The organism is Camelimonas fluminis (assembly GCF_014656355.1).
GTDB lineage: Bacteria > Pseudomonadota > Alphaproteobacteria > Rhizobiales > Beijerinckiaceae > Camelimonas > Camelimonas fluminis.
Genome location: NZ_BNCG01000009.1, coordinates 1 through 17,210, shown reverse-complemented (window position 1 = coordinate 17,210; position 17,210 = coordinate 1). Strand labels below are relative to the sequence as shown.

At 66.5% G+C, this 17,210-nt stretch carries 17 protein-coding genes and 1 tRNA gene; 12 read left to right on the top strand and 6 right to left on the bottom strand.

Translation table 11 applies throughout. The features are described 5' to 3' along the window. Positions 1 to 33 precede the first annotated feature (33 nt). The 3 genes from IE243_RS11435 (at position 34) to IE243_RS11425 (ending at position 2,251) form a co-directional block, all read left to right on the top strand. The gene (locus IE243_RS11435; RefSeq protein WP_191319526.1) at positions 34 to 594 is read left to right on the top strand and encodes a sigma-70 family RNA polymerase sigma factor; all 561 of its coding nucleotides are present in this window, start codon (positions 34 to 36) and stop codon (positions 592 to 594) included. Then, on the top strand, positions 591 to 1,334 hold the full coding sequence (locus tag IE243_RS11430; RefSeq protein ID WP_191319525.1) for a hypothetical protein: 744 nt from the start codon (positions 591 to 593) through the stop codon (positions 1,332 to 1,334). The genes IE243_RS11435 and IE243_RS11430 overlap by 4 nt, the downstream gene beginning before the upstream one ends. A gap of 200 nt (positions 1,335 to 1,534) precedes the next feature. Then, a complete protein-coding gene (locus tag IE243_RS11425) occupies positions 1,535 to 2,251 on the top strand; it encodes an MgtC/SapB family protein (protein WP_191319524.1) in 717 nt (238 codons plus the stop codon). A 13-nt stretch (positions 2,252 to 2,264) separates the two neighbouring features. On the opposite strand, the gene IE243_RS11420 is transcribed toward IE243_RS11425, so the two are convergent. Further along, entirely contained in the window at positions 2,265 to 2,831 is a 567-nt protein-coding gene (locus IE243_RS11420) for a PaaI family thioesterase (protein ID WP_191319523.1), read from the bottom strand. 505 nt (positions 2,832 to 3,336) lie between these two features. Between IE243_RS11420 and IE243_RS11415 the strand changes: the two genes are divergently transcribed. The 6 genes from IE243_RS11415 (at position 3,337) to IE243_RS11390 (ending at position 8,726) form a co-directional block, all read left to right on the top strand. Continuing rightward, positions 3,337 to 4,395 (top strand): acyl-CoA dehydrogenase family protein, encoded by a 1,059-nt coding sequence (locus IE243_RS11415; RefSeq protein WP_191319522.1) that lies wholly within the window; start codon positions 3,337 to 3,339, stop codon positions 4,393 to 4,395. 177 nt (positions 4,396 to 4,572) lie between these two features. Continuing rightward, positions 4,573 to 5,724, top strand: a complete 1,152-nt coding sequence (locus IE243_RS11410; protein WP_191319521.1) for an acyl-CoA dehydrogenase family protein — start codon at positions 4,573 to 4,575, stop codon at positions 5,722 to 5,724. 215 nt (positions 5,725 to 5,939) lie between these two features. Beyond that, positions 5,940 to 6,740: a crotonase/enoyl-CoA hydratase family protein gene (locus IE243_RS11405; protein WP_191319520.1), complete on the top strand. Its 801-nt coding sequence runs from the start codon at positions 5,940 to 5,942 to the stop codon at positions 6,738 to 6,740. Positions 6,741 to 6,780: 40 nt separating this feature from the next. Then, positions 6,781 to 7,176, top strand: coding sequence for a hypothetical protein (locus IE243_RS11400; RefSeq protein ID WP_191319519.1), 396 nt, complete (start codon positions 6,781 to 6,783; stop codon positions 7,174 to 7,176). A 57-nt stretch (positions 7,177 to 7,233) separates the two neighbouring features. Continuing rightward, complete coding sequence (locus IE243_RS11395) at positions 7,234 to 7,947, top strand: L,D-transpeptidase (protein ID WP_191319518.1); 714 nt, start codon at positions 7,234 to 7,236, stop codon at positions 7,945 to 7,947. Between the two features lie 248 nt (positions 7,948 to 8,195). Further along, positions 8,196 to 8,726, top strand: a complete 531-nt coding sequence (locus IE243_RS11390) for a PaaI family thioesterase (protein WP_191319517.1) — start codon at positions 8,196 to 8,198, stop codon at positions 8,724 to 8,726. 24 nt (positions 8,727 to 8,750) lie between these two features. On the opposite strand, the gene IE243_RS11385 is transcribed toward IE243_RS11390, so the two are convergent. Beyond that, on the bottom strand, positions 8,751 to 9,716 hold the full coding sequence (locus tag IE243_RS11385; RefSeq protein ID WP_191319516.1) for a DMT family transporter: 966 nt from the start codon (positions 9,714 to 9,716) through the stop codon (positions 8,751 to 8,753). A gap of 216 nt (positions 9,717 to 9,932) precedes the next feature. Between IE243_RS11385 and IE243_RS11380 the strand changes: the two genes are divergently transcribed. Together IE243_RS11380 and IE243_RS11375 are read left to right on the top strand one after the other, a co-directional pair. After that, the gene (locus IE243_RS11380) at positions 9,933 to 11,225 is read left to right on the top strand and encodes an adenylosuccinate synthase (protein ID WP_191319515.1); all 1,293 of its coding nucleotides are present in this window, start codon (positions 9,933 to 9,935) and stop codon (positions 11,223 to 11,225) included. A 32-nt stretch (positions 11,226 to 11,257) separates the two neighbouring features. Then, positions 11,258 to 12,724: a hypothetical protein gene (locus IE243_RS11375; RefSeq protein WP_191319514.1), complete on the top strand. Its 1,467-nt coding sequence runs from the start codon at positions 11,258 to 11,260 to the stop codon at positions 12,722 to 12,724. Between the two features lie 162 nt (positions 12,725 to 12,886). Here IE243_RS11375 and rpoH read toward each other — a convergent pair whose 3' ends face one another. After that, complete coding sequence (rpoH, locus tag IE243_RS11370; RefSeq protein ID WP_191319513.1) at positions 12,887 to 13,807, bottom strand: RNA polymerase sigma factor RpoH; 921 nt, start codon at positions 13,805 to 13,807, stop codon at positions 12,887 to 12,889. A 438-nt stretch (positions 13,808 to 14,245) separates the two neighbouring features. Then, positions 14,246 to 15,259 (bottom strand): RluA family pseudouridine synthase, encoded by a 1,014-nt coding sequence (locus IE243_RS11365; protein WP_244643102.1) that lies wholly within the window; start codon positions 15,257 to 15,259, stop codon positions 14,246 to 14,248. A 346-nt stretch (positions 15,260 to 15,605) separates the two neighbouring features. Between IE243_RS11365 and IE243_RS11360 the strand changes: the two genes are divergently transcribed. Next, positions 15,606 to 15,681: transfer RNA gene (locus IE243_RS11360), tRNA-Glu, on the top strand. Between the two features lie 57 nt (positions 15,682 to 15,738). On the opposite strand, the gene IE243_RS11355 is transcribed toward IE243_RS11360, so the two are convergent. Continuing rightward, positions 15,739 to 16,827, bottom strand: coding sequence for a tyrosine-type recombinase/integrase (locus IE243_RS11355; RefSeq protein ID WP_191319511.1), 1,089 nt, complete (start codon positions 16,825 to 16,827; stop codon positions 15,739 to 15,741). A gap of 14 nt (positions 16,828 to 16,841) precedes the next feature. Further along, complete coding sequence (locus IE243_RS11350) at positions 16,842 to 17,099, bottom strand: hypothetical protein (protein WP_191319633.1); 258 nt, start codon at positions 17,097 to 17,099, stop codon at positions 16,842 to 16,844. Between the last annotated feature and the right edge of the window lie 111 nt (positions 17,100 to 17,210).

Genomic DNA, 17,210 nt, shown 5'->3' with positions numbered 1-17,210 from the left:
CTGGAACTGTCAGGGCATGGGCTGGGGGGCGCCGTGGACACGCACGCGGACGGGGAGGTCATCCGGCGCATCGCCGGGGGCGACAGGGCGGCGATGATGACGCTGTACCAGCGGCATCACCTGCGGGTGTTCCGTTTCCTCGTCCGCATGGTGCGCAACGAGGCGACGGCGGAGGAGCTGGTCAGCGACGTGTTTCTCGACGTGTGGCGCCAGGCGGGCGCCTTCGAGGGCCGCTCCAGCGCCACCACCTGGCTGCTTGGCGTCGCCCGCTTCAAGGCGCTGTCGCAACTGCGGCGGCGCACGACGGCGCCGCTGGACGACGGGTTCGCCGAAACGCTGGAAGATGACGCCGACGATCCGGAGGTCGCGGCGCAGAAAACGGACAAGGCGGCGATCATGCGCGCCTGTCTCGGCCGGCTCAGCCCGGAGCACCGCGAGGTCATCGACCTTGTTTATTACCACGAGCAGGGCGTCGATGAGGTCGCCCTCATTCTGGGCATTCCGGCCAACACCGTCAAAACCCGCCTGTTCCATGCGCGCAAGCGCCTGGCGGGCCTGCTCGCGGAAGCGGGCGTCGACAGGGGATGGCCATGATGACCGACAGGGAGCCAACCATGACCTCCGCGCCAGCGGCGGCGCAGTCCCCGGATGACGACCTGGAGCTGCTGCTGCCTTTCTACGCCGCCGGCAAACTGTCGTCCGGGCAGACGCGCCAGGTCGAGGCGCGGCTGGCCCACGACGCCGAATTTCGGCGCCGGCTCGACCTTGTTGAGGAAGAGCGCAGCCAGACCGTGCTGCTCAACGACGGCATCGCCGCGCCGTCGCCGGCGGCGCGCGAGCGGCTGTTCGCCATGATCGACGCCGAAACCGCCGCCCGACCCGCAAGCCGCGTAACATCGGAAAGCCGCGCAGCCCCCGCAAGCCGCGCCGCGCCAGTGCGCAGCGGCCCGGGCGCCTGGCTGGCGGGCCTGGTGGAGGCGTTCACGCCCCGCGCCATGGGCTACGCCGTCGCTGGCCTCGCGGCGCTGGCCGTCGTCCAGGCCGGACTGCTGGCGCATCTGGCCTCCGGAAGCCGGCAGCAGCCGGGCGGCTATGTCACCGCCTCCGCGCCGGCGCAGGAGAGCGGCGTGCATGCGCTGGCGCGCTTCGCCCCCGGCGTGACCATGGCTGATGCGGGCGTCTGGCTCCAGGACAACGGCATGCGCATTGTCGACGGGCCGAAGCCCGGCGGCCTGTGGCGGCTGCGGATCGCCAGCGACGCGGCGGGGAAAGATGCGGCGATGCGGAAACTTCAGGGCAGCCCGGAGCTTTTCGCCACAGTGCTGCCGGAGTAGACAGCCAGGGCGTCGATCATCCGGAGCATCCGTTGTCTGACGCGTTTTTGTCGCGCAGGAAGTTGAGTCGCTGTTCCAGGCGCCTGGCGGGAAACGCCCGGCCCGGAAAAGCTTTGGAGCGGTAAGGTTGACGCATGCCTGTCATGAAACCGTCGTAACGGGCGTGGGTCTCCCGGCGCGCGTACAGGAGTTGGCCCGGCATGCGTTTCATCCAGACCTTTGAGTTGCTGCCGTTTCTGGATTCGGTCATCAGCCTGCTCGCCGCTTTCATCTGCGGCGCCATTATCGGCGTCGAGCGGCAGTTCCGGCTGCGGTCGGCTGGCCTGCGCACCAATGTGCTGGTCGCCGTGGGCGCCGCCGCCTTCGTTGATGTCGCCGCCCGCATCGCCGGCGACAAGGAGTCCCTGCGGGTCATCGCCTATGTGGTTTCCGGCGTCGGTTTTCTCGGCGCGGGCGTGATCATGAAGGAAGGCATGAACGTGCGTGGCCTCAACACGGCCGCCACGCTCTGGTGCTCGGCGGCGGTGGGCGCGGCGGCGGGCGTCGACCTGCTGGCCGAGGCATTGCTCATCACCATTTTCGTCGTCGCCGGCAACACCCTGCTGCGACCGCTGGTCAACGCCATCAACCGCATCCCGGTGGACGAGCAGAGCGCCGAACTGACCATTGAAGTCACGGTCACGACGACGCGCGCCGACGTCGGACCGATCCGCGAGTTGCTGGTTCAACGGCTGAAGGACGCCTACTACCCGATCTCCGACGTGCGCGAGACGACCCACGGCAACGGCACGGTGGATCTCATCGCCGTGCTGGCCAGCAACTCCGTCGACCCGGACGAAATCGAAGCCGTGGTCAATGCGCTTGAGGCGGAGCCCGGCGTGCTGCACGCCGCCTGGGAAAGCAGCGCCAGCGATTGATGAAGCTGGCTGGTTAGCCGGCTTCGCGCAGCTTCCACATTCCCTGACTTTTCGCCACGATGCGCTCCCCGACCGTGACCGTCGCCGAAACAAAGGCGACCGCTTTGGTGGCGCGCACCAGTTCGCAACGCGCCTCGACGAATTCGCCCACCCGGGCGCCGCTGACGAAATGCGTGTCGAGCTGGATGGTGGCGTGGGGGCGGGCGTCGCTGTTCTCGGTGATGGCGACGCCGAGAATGCGGTCGATGAAGGTCATGATCATGCCGCCATGGATGACGCCATTGCGATTGCGGTGCTTGGGCAGGGCGCGGAAGCCGAACACCAGGCCCTTTTCGTCATGGCGATGCCAGATCGGGCCGGCGTGGCGGGTGAAGCCGCGACTGCGGATCATGTCCCAGCCATCGCCTGGCGGCGGCATGGCGGCTTCCATCTCCGCTGATTCCAGCGCGTCGGCGCAGGCCATTGCCAGCGCTTCCGTGGCGAAGCGGGCGATGGTGACGCCGCCGGCGACAACGCGCCAGGGCGTCTCGTCCGCCTCATCCGCGACGATCTGAAATTCTGGCGCCAACGCGCTCTGCATGCCCACGATCCTTGCCTCCCTGCGGCTGTTTCCTGCCGGCGCCGGTCGCGCCCATTGCTGTCGTTGCGTTTGCATAGAGCATGTGGCGGTTGCGCGGAACCAGCTTTCGGCTCCCCGGGCGCGACGCGCCCGGCAGCAGCGGCAGGCCTGCTTTCCGCATCTGCCTTCCGCGCACGCCAGGAACATCCTTCGTCAGGAACATCCTTCGCGAGGAACGCCCATCGCCAGGAACGCCCTGCGCAAGAGACGCCTTGTGCAAGAAACGCCCCGCGCGGGAAACATGCCGCGTGGGATGACGCTGCATCGCCTGCACGTCCTGGGGGGTAGATTTTGTTGGGCTGAGCCGCGATAGAGAAGGTCAAGCGCGGCTTCCCCCCGCGTGACAAGGAGCCAGTGCCGGTCATGGCGACGCCCCGCCTTCGCGCCGGAACCTGCGCCAGAATGAAAAAGATGAAGCGTTTCCGCTTCAAAGGGCTGGAAACGTCTCAGGTAGAGAGGATTCTCGATGAGCGACATGCGCGACATGTTCGTCGAGACAGCCAGCCGGCTGTTCAGGGACTACTGCACGCCAGACCTGCTCCGCGCCGCCGCGACGGGTTCGTTCCAGACGCAATTGTGGAACGCCATGGTTGAGGCCGGCCTCACCAAGGCCGCCGTCGCCGAGGACGCTGGCGGCAGCGGCGCCGAACTGGCCGACGCCCTGGCCCTGCTGGTTCCCGCCGGCGCCAGCTCGGTCCCGGCGCCGCTGGCCGAAACGCTCATCGCCGGTTTCCTGCTCGGCGAGGCCGGCGTTGTGGTCCCGGATGCGCCGCTGACCATCGCCATTCCCCGCCCTGGCGAAACCCTGCGCGCCGTCCGCAAGGGCGACGGCTGGCTCATCACCGGCGCGGTTGCGCGCGTTCCCTATGCGCGCTTCGCCTCCGGCGGCGTGACAGTGGTCGCCGAAACCGCTGAAGGCCCGTTGCTGGCGCTCGTCGCCCTGGCCGACTGCAAGATCGCCGAGGCGGCCAACCTGGCCCATGAGCCGCGCGACGACGTGGCGTTCGATGAGGCGCCGGCCCAGGCGGCGAAACTGACGACGCGCCAGGCCGCCGATGTCTACGCCATGGCCGCCGCCGCCCGCAGCGCCCAGATGGCAGGCGCCCTGCAGACCGTGCTGCAACTCTCGGTGCAATATGCTCTTGAGCGCAGCCAGTTCGGCAAGCCGCTCGGCAAGTTCCAGGCCATCCAGCACAATCTGGCCACCCTTGCCGGGCAGGCCGCCGCCGCCACCGCCGCAGCCGACGCCGCCATCGTCCAGGCCCAGCATGGCGCCGGTTCGATCGCCGTCGCCTCGGCCAAGGCCCGCGCCGGCGAGGCGGCCTCCATCGCCTGCAACATCGCCCACCAGGTGCACGGCGCCATCGGCTTCACCGCCGAGCACGCGCTGCATTTCAGCACCCAGCGGCTGTGGTCGTGGCGCGATGAGTTCGGCAATGACGCCTTCTGGGAACTGAAACTGGGCGACCAGGCCGTCGCCGCTGGCGCTGATGGCCTTTGGGCCATGCTGACCGCCGCCGCCTGAGAGCCCGTCCCGAAACGCTCCTGCGACGGCGATCTGACGACGCTTTCTCCACTTCCGGCGCTCACGGACTTCAGGTCCGCCCCGCTCCGGTTCGTGCAAGCGCCGCCACCTCGCGCCTCGCGGCGCATTTCAAAACGGGCTCCCGCCCAACTGATCTGATTTCAAGGGAGTTGAGCCATGGAAGCGCTCAGTTTCGCCCCGCCGCCCGTCTCTGAAGAAGCCGAGCGCGTTCGCGCCGAAGTGCGCGCGTTCCTGAAGACCGAGCTGGCCAGTCGCCCGCCTTTCAAGAAGGCGGATTCCTGGAATGGCGCCGACCCGGCCTTCAGCCGCAAGATGGGCGCCAAGGGCTGGATCTCCATGACCTGGCCGAAGCAGTACGGCGGCCATGAACGCAGCGCCCTGGAGCGCTATGTGGTGCTGGAGGAGATGCTCGCCGCCGGCGCGCCGGTCGCCGCCCACTGGATCGCCGACCGCCAGAGCGGTCCGCTGATCCTCAAGGTTGGCGCCGAGGAGCAGAAGCAGTCGATCCTGCCGCGCATCGCCGCCGGCGACTGCTATTTCTGCATCGGCATGAGCGAGCCCGACACCGGCTCGGACCTCGCCTCGGTGCGCACCAAAGCCGTGAAGGCCGACGGCGGCTGGGTGGTGAACGGCACGAAAGTCTGGACCACCGGCGCCCACATCGCCCATTACATGATCCTGCTCTGTCGCACCGCCGAGCAGACCGCCAACCGGCACGAGGGCCTGACCCAGATGCTGGTGGACCTGAAGAACACCGCCGGGGTCGAGATCAACCCCATTTACGATCTCGCCGGCCAGCATCATTTCAACGAAGTGGTGTTCCGGGACGCTTTCATTCCGGACAACGCCGTGCTCGGCAAGCCGGGCGACGGCTGGAAGCAGGTGACCAGCGAGCTGGCGCTGGAGCGGAGCGGACCGGAGCGCTTCCTGTCCTCCTTCACGCTGCTGGTGGAACTGGTGCGCGCCCTGGGGCCTGATCCGTCGCCAGCGGCGAAAATCGCCATCGGCCGGCTGGTCGCCCACATCTACACCCTGCGCCGCCTGTCGCGCTCGGTGGCCGGCATGCTGCAGCGCGGCGATGATCCGGCGATCCAGGCCGCCCTGGTCAAGGACCTCGGCGCGCTGGTGGAGCAGGAGATCCCCGAGATCGCCCGCCAGCTGATCGCCGCGGAGCCGGATACGAAATCCACCAGCGATTTCGTCGCCGTGCTGGCTCACACCGTGCTGAACGCCCCGTCGTTCTCGCTGCGCGGCGGCACGCGCGAGATCCTGCGCGGCATGATCGCGCGCGGCCTCGGCCTGCGGTAGAGCGTTTTCATGCGAAGCGGATGAGGCTTCGCAAGAAGACGCGACAATTCAAAAAGCGGGAGCGCGTCCGGTGAGCCGGCCTCACCGGCGGCGCGCTCCGCGAGCCAGAGCCATGCGGTGAGGGAGCCGGGACGGGGCGGATCATCCGCCCGGCCGCCCCCATGCGCATGGCGTCAGCCATTTCCGAATTCTTTTCCGTTTCCAGGAGACCCGCGATGCAATCGCCGCTCGACTACGCCCAGGAAGGGCCGCTCGTCATTCTCACCATGAATCTTCCCGACGTGCGCAACGCCATTTCGTCGGAAGAGATGATCACCGCCCTTGAAGACGCCTGCGAGCGCATGAACGCCGACATGAGCGTGCGCGCCGCCGTGCTCACCGGCGCCGGCACCGCTTTCTCCTCCGGCGGCAATGTCAAGAAGATGAGCGGCGAGGGCGGCCTGTCCGACAAGCTGCCGGCCCAGACCCGCCGCAACTACAAGCTGGGCATCCAGCGCATTCCGCTGGCGTTCGACAGGCTGGAAGTGCCGGTGATCGCCGCCGTCAACGGCCACGCGATTGGCGCCGGCTGCGACCTTGCCTGCATGTGCGACATTCGCATCGCCGGCGAGAGCGCCAAATTCGCCGAGAGTTTCGTCAAGCTGGGCATCATTCCCGGCGATGGCGGCGCCTGGCTGTTGCCGCGCGTGGTCGGCTACTCCAAGGCGTGCGAAATGGCGCTGACCGGCGACATGGTTGACGCGGCTGAAGCGCTCGACATCGGCCTCGTTTCGAAGGTGGTGCCCGACGCCGACCTGCTGGAGGCGGCGAAGAGCCTGGCGCTGCGCATCGCCGCCAATCCGCCCCACGCCGTGCGCATGACCAAGGCGCTGATCCGCAAGGGCCAGGAAACCTCGCTGCCGGCGCTGCTCGACCTGTCGGCCGCCTACCAGGCGCTGTCGCACGCCACCGCCGACCACGGCGAGGCGATTTCAGCCTTCCTGGAAAAGCGCAAGCCGACCTTTAACGGCCAGTGAATCGCGCAGGTCCGCCAGCCGGATCCAGGGCAAAACCTGGATGAGGCTGATCAGGATTTCGCCCCACGCGGCGCATCAGGCCCCGGCGCAAGCCGGGGTTTTTCTGTTGTGTGGCTATTCTGCCGTTGATGTTGGCGGGCGCGAAGAAATCCATGCTGGCAAAGCCTTTTCCGCCGCATGGTCATGGGACCGGGGGCTCCGGCGCCGTTGTTGCGTTTTGGCCACTGTCCCTCTCTGGCGACCGCTGTTCGGGAATACTCAACGCAATCTCGCCTTATTGGCTTGGGACGCAGGGTTTCAAAGCGACGTCGTCGCGCTGGTCGCCACACCGCATTTCGCGGCGCTGCGGCCCAATCACAAAGCCGGAAACGCACGGAATGGATGGTGTGGCCTGCGCCGCAACGCTTCCGCTCCGCCGCTTTCTCCGGTGCTCTGACTTTCAATATCGGCCGTCCGCCCTTGCCGGCGCGTGGCCTCCCGGGACCTGAATGACATGATGGATCGTCGACGTTTTTTGCTGGCCGCGCCGGTGTTTCTGGCTGCCTGTACAGACCGTAGCCGCCCGGAGCTGGCCGCTCCGCCGCCAGTCGATCCCTATTACGCCCGCATCTACAGCGAGGTGGATGATGGTCGCTTCACGGTCGCCGCCGTCGACCTGACCCAGATCGATCCCCGTTTCCTGCGCCGCGAGGTCGACTACGAAGCCACCGAGCAGCCGGGCACGATCGTTGTCGATCCAGGCGCGCATTATCTCTATCTGGTCCGTCCCGGCGGCCGCGCCATCCGCTATGGCGTCGGCGTTGGTCGCGCCGGTTTCCGCTGGAACGGCCGGGCGACCGTGGCGCGCAAGGCCTCGTGGCCGGTGTGGACGCCGCCGGCGGCCATGGTCAAGCGCGACCCCAAGGCCAGGCCGTGGGCGAAGGGCATGCCGGGCGGTCCGGACAATCCGCTGGGCGCCCGGGCGCTGTATCTGTTCCAGGGCAGCCGCGACACGCTGTATCGCATCCACGGCACCAATGATCCGGGCAGCATCGGCCTGTCGCTGTCGAGCGGCTGCATCCGCCTGCTGAACCAGGACATCATCCATCTGCACAGCCAGGTGCCGACCGGAACCAGGGTGGTGGTGAAGAAGTACGACGGCCCGGTTCCGGCTGGCGACCCGGAAGATGAGGCGGTTCCGGACGCTGTGGCTCCCGCCGAGGGTTGACCGGCCCGGCCGCGCGCTGGCGTCCTTGACATTTCGCGACGCCCGATTTCGCAACGCCCGGAACGCCGCCATGGCCTTCCGGGCGCTGTCGTTTGCCGGGTGATGCAGGCCCGTCTGCAAGACCGGCGGCCGGACCTGTGGGCTCCGGATGCATCTGCGGCCCATGAGCGGCTGGCGCCGGGTTTTGCTTGCCAGGGCTACCATTTCCGCATGTTGACCGGGGCGGCGCGGACGGGTAGGGCGACGCCATGAACGCTTCGACGACCGCTTTGACGACCGCCTCATCCGCAGCTTCTTCCGCTGCGCCCGCCGCCTCCGCCGTTCTGGGCGAACGGCCGCTGCCGCCCGGCTTCCGGCCGCTCCGCATCGGTTCCGAGACGGACTTCCTGGCGCTCACTGGCCCCTTCGCCATGAAAATCGCCGATGGTCAGCTGAATCTTGGATTTTATGTCCAGCCAAAGCACTGCAACGTCGCCGGCATCTGCCATGGCGGCATGCTGCTGACCTTCGCCGACATCCAGATGGCGATTGCCGGCAAGCATCAGGAAGACCTGCAGGGCTTCCACATGACCGTGTCGCTGACCTGTGATTTCCTCGGCGCCGGCAAGCTGGGCGGCTGGATGGAGGGACGCACCGAAGTGGTGCGCAACGTCGATCGCACCCTGTTCGCCCAGTGCATCCTCACCTGCGACGGCGAGACGGTGCTGCGCGCCAGCGCCGTGTTCCGTGAAGGCGCGGCGTCGCCCGAGATGATGGAGCGCATGCGCCTCAAGTCCTGAGGCAGGAAGTTCTGGGCGGCGGGTTCAGGCCGGCTTCGTCGCGACCTGCTTCGGCCGTCCCAGCTTCTCCGAGAGGAAAATGCCGCCCAGCACCAGCGCCAGGGCGGCGGCCTCGTAGACGCCGAAGCGCTCGCCAAGGATGGCGACGCCCAGGATCGCGCCGAACACCGGCGTGAGATTGAGAAACACCGCCGCCCGGTCCGCGCCGATCAGCTCCACCGCCCGCATGTAGAACATCTGCGAGATGAGCGACGGGAAAATCGCGATAAACATCAGGATGCCCCAGCCGAGCGCGTCGCCGGGCCAGACAACGCGGCCGCTGGCGATTTCCCAGCCGAGCAGGGGAACCGACGTGAGAAACGCCGCCGCCGCCATGCCGGCGAACAGGGTCTGGCCGCTCACCGCCGGGCGTTTGCCGAGGCCAATGGTATAGATGGCGTAGAGCACACAGGCGATCATGGTGAGGATGTCGCCGAAGTTCAGCCGCAACTGCTTCAGGCTGGCAAGGTCGCCATGACTGGCGGCGACGGCCACGCCCGCCATGGTCAGCAACAGGCCCAGCAGCTGGATCCATGTCGCCCGGACGCCGAAGACCAGAAAACTGCCGACCAGAATCAGCGCCGGCAGGCAGCTCTGGAACAGGGTGAGATTGATGGCGCTGGTGTAAGCGCCCGCCGCGTAAAACAGCGCGTTGAAGATGGTGTAGCCAATCGCTCCCAGAAACAGCACGGTTGGCCAGCTGCGCTTCAGCACTGGCCATTCGCTGGCGATGCTGCGCCGGAACAGCACAAGCACGATCGCCAGCACCACCATCCAGCGCACGCAGGTCATCAGCATTGGCGACAGGTGCCCCGGAGCCAGCCGGCTGGCCACGGCGTTGCCCGCCCACATCAATGTTGTGAGCGCGAGCAGCAGGGGGCCGTTGCTGTACAGGCTGGAGCCCAGACGACGGAGCGACGATGAACCGGGAGCATTTGCGGGCGCTGACATGCGCCGAACGTGGCACAGTCGCAGCGCCGGCGCCATGGGCCATTTACCGGGCGCGCCTGCGCTGGAGGAAGGTCCTGGACAGGTTGTCGCCCTTGACCTTCCGGCGCGAATGGAGCAAAGGGAGGTGCAAGACCCCGGCCTTGCGCCGGGGTTTTTTGCTGTCGGGCCTGTCGTATGGCGGCCTGTTTGACTATTGGGGATATCAGAGAGTTCGCGATGACCAATGTCGTGGTGGTGGGCGCCCAGTGGGGCGACGAGGGAAAAGGCAAGATCGTCGACTGGCTCTCGGAGCAGGCCGATGTTGTCGTGCGTTTTCAGGGCGGCCATAACGCCGGCCACACGCTGGTGATCGATGGCGTCACCTACAAGCTGGCGCTGTTGCCGTCCGGCATTGTCCGCAAGGGCAAGCTGTCGGTCATCGGCAACGGCGTTGTTGTCGATCCGTGGCACCTGGTGGAAGAAATCGCCAAGCTGACCGGACAGGGCGTCGCCGTCACGCCGGACAACCTGAAGATCGCCGACAACGCCACGCTGATTCTGCCGCTGCATCGCCAGCTGGACGAGTTGCGTGAGAACGCCTCTGAAGGCCTGAAGATCGGCACCACCAAGCGCGGCATTGGCCCTGCCTACGAGGACAAGGTTGGCCGTCGCGCCATTCGCGTCGTCGACCTGGCTGACATCGACGCCCTGCCTGGCAAGGTGGAGCGCCTGCTGGCCCACCACAACGCCCTGCGCCGTGGGCTCGGCATCGCCGAAATCGACGGTCACGAGCTGATCGCATCGCTGGCGGAGATCGCTCCGAAGATCCTGCCGTTCGTCGACACGGTCTGGGCCCGGCTCGACGCCATGCGTCGCGATGGCCGCCGCATCCTGTTCGAGGGCGCCCAGGGCGCGCTGCTCGACATCGACCACGGCACCTATCCGTTCGTCACCTCGTCCAACATCGTCGCCGCCCAGGCCGCCACCGGCTCGGGCCTTGGCCCCTCGGCCATCGGCTATGTGCTCGGCATCGCCAAGGCCTACACGACGCGCGTCGGCGGCGGCCCGTTCCCGACCGAGCTGAACGACGAGATTGGCGAGTTGCTCGGCGTGCGCGGCAAGGAATTCGGCGTCAATACCGGCCGCAAGCGCCGTTGCGGCTGGTTCGACGCCGCGCTGGTGCGCCAGACTGTCCGCACCTCGGGCATTCACGGCCTCGCCCTGACCAAGCTGGATATTCTCGACGGCTTCGAGACGATTCGTGTTTGTGTGGGTTATGATCTGGACGGCCGGCGAATCGATCACCTGCCTGCCGGGCAGGCCGAGCAGGCGCGGGTGGTTCCGGTGTATGAAGAGATCGAGGGCTGGTCCGAATCAACGGCCGGCGCCCGCAGCTGGGCCGAGCTTCCCGCCCAAGCGGTGAAATACGTGCGCCGCATTGAAGAGCTTGTCGGCGCGCCGGTTTCGGTGCTGTCGACCAGCCCCGAGCGGGATGATACCATATTGGTGCATAATCCATTCGAAGGTTGACAACCTGACAGGCGGGAGCGATTCCAGCGGCCATGGCGGACTTTTATCCTCTGTTGGATCGGGCCATCCGCGGCCTGCCGGACAATTCTCCCGAAGCGCGCAACGCCCTGTTTGCGCGCGCCAGGGACGTGCTTCTCGCCCAGCTGCGGGGGATGGATCCGCCGCTGCCTGAGGCGGACGTCGCCCATGAGCTGGCTGCGCTCGATGATGTGATCGCCCGCATCGAGCGCGAGCAGGGCGCGGAAGGCCAGGCTGCCGGAGAGAAGGCCGCGGAAGGCAAAGGCGGGCAGCCTGCTGCGCCGTCTGTCGCGCCTCAAGCAGGATCAGCTTCACCCGCCGCGCCCGCTGCGTCGCAAAACCCCGCCGCTCAGGGTTCTGCGCCCCAGGCCAGCGCCGCCCCCTCAAATCCTGCCCACAGCGGAGCCGCCGCGCCTCCCGCGCGTGGTTCGTCTGCGCCGACGGCGCCGATCGCTCCGGTCCCGACCGCTTCGGCTCCGGGCGCTGAACCGGCCGCCACGGCGAAGCCGGCGACCCAGCTTGGCCATACCGGCATCCGTCCCGCCAATGGCGCGCCGCAGGGCGTCGTCAGGTCTGGCTCCAAAGAACCTTCACCCGCTGGTGAGCCAAAGCCGGGGGAACCGACGGCGGCGTCGCCGCGCGCGGAGCCTGTGGTCGATGAGACGCGCCTGCGGCCGCCGCCGCCAAAGCCGGCTGGCAAGGGGCGTCGCAACGCCCTGATCGGGGGGCTGCTGGTCGTCGCGCTGGCGGGCGTTGGCGGCGTTGCGTATTGGGCCAACAAGGTGAAGCAGCCGGCGCCGCAGCCGACCGAGATGCCCGTGGCCGCCACGCCGGACGCTGGCAATGATCAGAAGTTCGGTCAGCGCGTCGATGCGGGCCGGGCGCCAGCCGGGCAGCAGGGCGGGGCGACGCAGCCAGGCCAGGCTGTCGAAGGAGTCCAGCGCGCCATCCTGTATGAGGAGACGCCGGACAACCCGCAGACGCCGAAGGTTTTCCAGGGCAAGGTCACCTGGCGGCTCGACTCCGAGAACCCGGGCCAGAACCAGCCGCTCGAGAATGTGGTGCGCGCTGACGTTACCATTCCGGAGGCTGGTCTTGATCTCAAGATAACCCTGCGCCGCAATACGGACGCAGCCCTGCCGGCGTCGCACCTGATGGAGCTGACGTTCAAGAAGGGCGCGACGGGCGACGGGCGGGTGATCCGCGACGTTGGCGTTCCCCAGTTCAAAACCGAAGAGAATGCCCGTGGCGTACCGCTTGCCGGCCTGCCAGTGGCGGTGTCGGAATCGGTGTTCCTGGTCGGCCTGTCGAATTTGCCGAACGACGTCGAGCGCAATGTTGACCTGATCCGCAACCGTCCGTGGATTGATCTGCCGGTTCGCTATGACAATGGCCGCCGCGCTGTCATCGCCCTGGAAAAGGGCGCGACCGGAGAAAAGGTTATCGCCGAGGCCTTCAAAAGCTGGGGAGCCGGCAACTGACCGGCGGCCTGGGTCGGGTTCGCTTCTGAACCGGCTTCAGCAATCCCGGCGCGACGGGCCCAGCCTCCAGCCCCCGGCAGGGCGCCTGAATATGAAAAAGCCCGCCTGAACAGGCGGGCTTTTTGTTGTGCTGTGGTGTGCTGGGTCGTGACGCGTGGAGTGTTACCGGGCGGCGGCCAGCGCCGGCGCAGCCTTGCGGACGCCGGGAGCCTCGATGCGCGCCAGGGCGCGCTTCACGGCCTCCTGCACCTTCTCGAACGCCCGCACCTCGATCTGGCGCACGCGCTCCCGAGAGACGCCGAATTCGCCAGAAAGCTCTTCCAGCGTGATCGGATCGTCCGTCAGGCGACGGGCCTCGAAAATCCGGCGCTCGCGCGGATTGAGCACGCCCAGCGCATCCATCAGTGCGGCGTGCCGGTTGTCGCGCTCTTCAGCCGCGACCAGAAGGCTCTCCTGGCTGGCGCTGTCGTCGACAAGCCAGTCCTGCCATTCGCCGTCGCCTTCACCGCCGGCGCGCAGGGGAGCGTTCAGCGAGGCGTCGCCGCCGAGGCGGCGGTTCATCTCGATCACGTCCTGCTCCGGCACGCCGAGCTGGGTCGAAATGTGCGCCACGTGTTCCGGCCTCAGGTCGCCGTCTTCCAGCGCCGAGATGCGGCTCTTCGCCTTGCGGAGGTTGAAGAACAGCTTCTTCTGGTTGGCCGTGGTGCCCATTTTCACCAGCGACCACGAACGCAGGATATACTCTTGAATCGCCGCCTTGATCCACCACATGGCATATGTGGCGAGACGGAAGCCCTTCTCGGGTTCAAACCGCTTCACCGCCTGCATCAGGCCGACGTTGCCTTCGGAAACGACTTCGGAAACTGGCAGGCCATAGCCGCGATAACCCATGGCGATCTTGGCCACGAGGCGCAAATGGGAGGTGACGAGTTTGTGCGCAGCCTCACGGTCGCCGCCGTCGCGCCAACGTTTGGCCAGGTCGAACTCTTCCTGGGGCTGCAGCATCGGGAACTTGCGGATTTCGTCCAGATAGCGCGAAAGACCGCCTTCGTTCGCGAGAACAGGCATCGATGTTGTGGCCATAGGACACTCCTTTCGCGCCCCCCTATCCGGGCAGGCGCATGAACGGCCGCCGCCAGGGCCAACCGCAGAACGTATGGTCGCCGGCAACCATGGCTGAAACTTGACGTCTGCGCCATCGCCAGATGGCGACCAGACCATGGTTCCGGAGATCATCCGTCCCGTCCGGGCAATACAACGCCCGCTCAGCTGCCGTTCGTCCTCGTGTAGACTGGCGCCTGGCGTATGCAGGCGCGGTGCGCTGCCGCACCTCATCGACGCTTCCCGCGCCGACATCTTCATGCCGCCGCCCGGCTCTGCAGAAAAACTTCCATAGCGGCCGTTCAGGACTGGCTGGCCGCGGATTTTCCAGCTTCTCACCGCATGACAGGGTCAGGATTGCGCCGGGCCTTGAGCCATCCGCGCGCAACGCGGAAAGCTGGGCCAGGGCGCAAGGCGCATTCAGGCGCCGGCTTCATCGAGCGCGCGCAGCAGTCGTTGCAGATCCGCCGGCGGCGGCGCCTCGAAACTCATTGGCGTTCCCGTCACCGGGTGAGCAAAACCCAGCATTTCTGCATGCAGCGCCTGTCGCCCCAATTGCTCCAGCGCGTCGCGCGCTGCAGGCGTCAGCTTCGCCGCCCGCGACATGAACCCGGCTCCATAGAGCGCATCCCCCAGCAGCGGGTGGCCCTGTGCAGCCAGGTGTACGCGAATCTGATGGGTTCGCCCTGTTTCAAGTTCACAACGCAGCAGGGAGGCTACCGGTTCCGTGACCTTGCGCGTCTGCGTGCTCCAGGATCTCAGCGCGGAGACGTGGGTGATGGCCTCCCGCCCCTGGTCTTCACCAACCACAACGATCTTCTCACGGTTGTGGACGCTGCGCGCCAGCGGCTTGCGGATGGTGAAGCGGGGCAGGGAGGGCGCGCCCCAGGCAATAGCCAGATAGGCGCGCCGCAACGGTCCGGTGCGGCCATGGTCGGCGAATTGCGCCGACAGCGCCTGATGCGCCTGGTCGGTCTTGGCCACGACCATGACGCCGGAGGTGTCCTTGTCGAGCCGGTGCACGATCCCCGGCCGTCGCACGCCGCCGATGCCGGACAGGCTGTCGCCGCAATGGGCGAGCAGGGCGTTGACCAGGGTGTCGTCATGATGCCCCGCAGCCGGATGCACCACCATGCCCGCCGCCTTGTTGATGACGATGAGGGCGTCGTCCTCATGGAGAATGTCGAGGGGAATGGCGCGGGCTACCGGCCGCGCCGGCTCCGCCTCGGGGATCTGCAGGGCGATCCGCGCCCCGGCCTTCACTTTTGCTGACGGCGCCGCCACGACAACTCCGTCGACGCTGACGCCGCCGGCGCGAACCACCTGTTGCAGGCGGCTGCGCGACAGGTCCGGAAAGGCGTCGGCCAGCAGTTTGTCGAGCCGGCCGGCGCTCTCCGTCGTGAGATCGGCGGTCTCCAGGAGCGCGGGTCCCATGGGCCCAGGCATGGCGCCCGGCGCGTTCATGCCCGCATCCGTCGCTGTATCGTCCCGTCCCGTCACGCTGTCACCCTTGCGCTTGCCCTGACCTTGCCCGGTCGCCGCGGTTTGAGGAAACGCCGCTGCTCCGTGCAGAAAAACCGGTCCCCACCAGACCGCGCCTGGTTGTACGCGATCCGGCGCGGCTTTGCCTGAAAATCTTTGGCGAACAAGGCGGAAGCGGCGCCTGACGCGGCGGCTGCAAGCAGCCTGACGTCGCCTTCGGTGAAACTTTGCACAGATAAACGTGGAATGCCCTTGAAAGTCTCCCGGATGCTGGATATACGGCAGTCCTCCGCAGCGAGCTCCCATCGTCTAGCGGTCCAGGACGTCGCCCTCTCACGGCGAAAACAGGGGTTCGAGTCCCCTTGGGAGCGCCAAAGCCTTTTATTGGCAACCTGTTGTATGGCGGTTAGCCATTTGGGTTCGCCATCAGGTTAGCCGCTGCCTTTTCTGCCTCCCGATACCAGCTTCACCACGGCTTTCATGCCGTCTCTCGCCAGCAGGGCCTGTTCCGCCTCACGCGTGTAAAGCTCTGCATGGTTTATGTCGGTGTGGCCCAGCGTGTCCATGATTTGTCTGGTAGTCGCGCCCCCTTCTGCGAGCATTTTCCCGAGAGTCTTTCTCAGCCCATGAAGCGTGTGGCCGGGAGCCAGGCCGGCAAGTTTCGTCCAGTCGGCCATCCTGCCGGTCAACGATTTGTGGGAGAACGGCTTGCCGTAGGCGGTTCTGAGAATCGTTGGGCCGGACAGGTCCGTCGCGTCAAGAACCTCCCTGAGCATCGGGGTAATGTCGAGGACCAGATCCCTGCCTGTCTTGCCCTGCTTGAGGATCATCCGGTCTCCGTCGATAGCGTCAGGTTTCAGGGTTGCGATATCAGTTCGCCTGTTACCCAGCCAAAGGGCCAAAGCGTAGGCGAGGCGTGGTGTCGTACCTATGGGCCAGCGCGCCTCAAATTTCGTCCTGGCGCTTTCGGGCCACGCCTTCCACCCGCCATAGCCCGGCCTGTACTTCAGGTTGTACGATGGATCGATATCGATCCATTCCTCGTCCATTGCCACGAGGATCATTCTTCGGATGACAACGACCAGATGGCGAGCGGCATGCGGCCGGTCGCTCATGTCGCTTATGATCGCCTTCAGGTGGCGACGGCGCAGGTCTGCGACTGGAACGTCTCCCCAGACGAGATCAGCCCCTTCTGCGACTTTGCTCATCAGAAAGCCGTCAGCAATCCTTGCCTGCCGTCGCTGCGTTTCGGGATTGAGCCTGCGCCATTCTGGAAGGCTGCCGGGCACGCGCTTCCATGCGTCCTTAAGCGTCTTTGGGGTTACAGCACCGGGGTGCTTGATGGCTGGAGATGGCTTCTCAATCTTCCGCCCTTCCAGCGCCGCGGCGTAAGCTTCCTCAAACTCTGGCGATCCCGGCGCCCCTGGCAGGGAAGCCGACTTGCCGCCATGCCTGAAGCGCCAACGCTCCTTCCCGTGCCGGTCCTTGTAGGAACTGACATAGGGATATTCGTCGCTCATTCCTGATATGCCTCTCAACGACGGCTCAATGCGGCGTCAATGACGTTGCCCTCTGAGGCCCCAAGGTCACTGAAGGCAACATCAAGCTGGGCGCGATCCCAGATCACGCGACCATCGATCCTCTTTCCGCGCGGCATCCTGCCATCCGAAACCAGCTGATCGAATTTTGTCGTGCCGACCCCGATGTAATATGCGGCCTCATCGCGGTTCAGCCCGCGAGGCACCCATGGAACGGCCGTCTTTGCTGACAGCGGGATTGCCGTCGTTCTCATTATGTTCTCTCTGGATCTTGCGACACTCATCCCGCGCTCCTTTCCAGATCCGCCAGAACCATGTCTCTCAGATATCTGGACATCGTCACGCCCAGCGAGTTCGTCCGACTA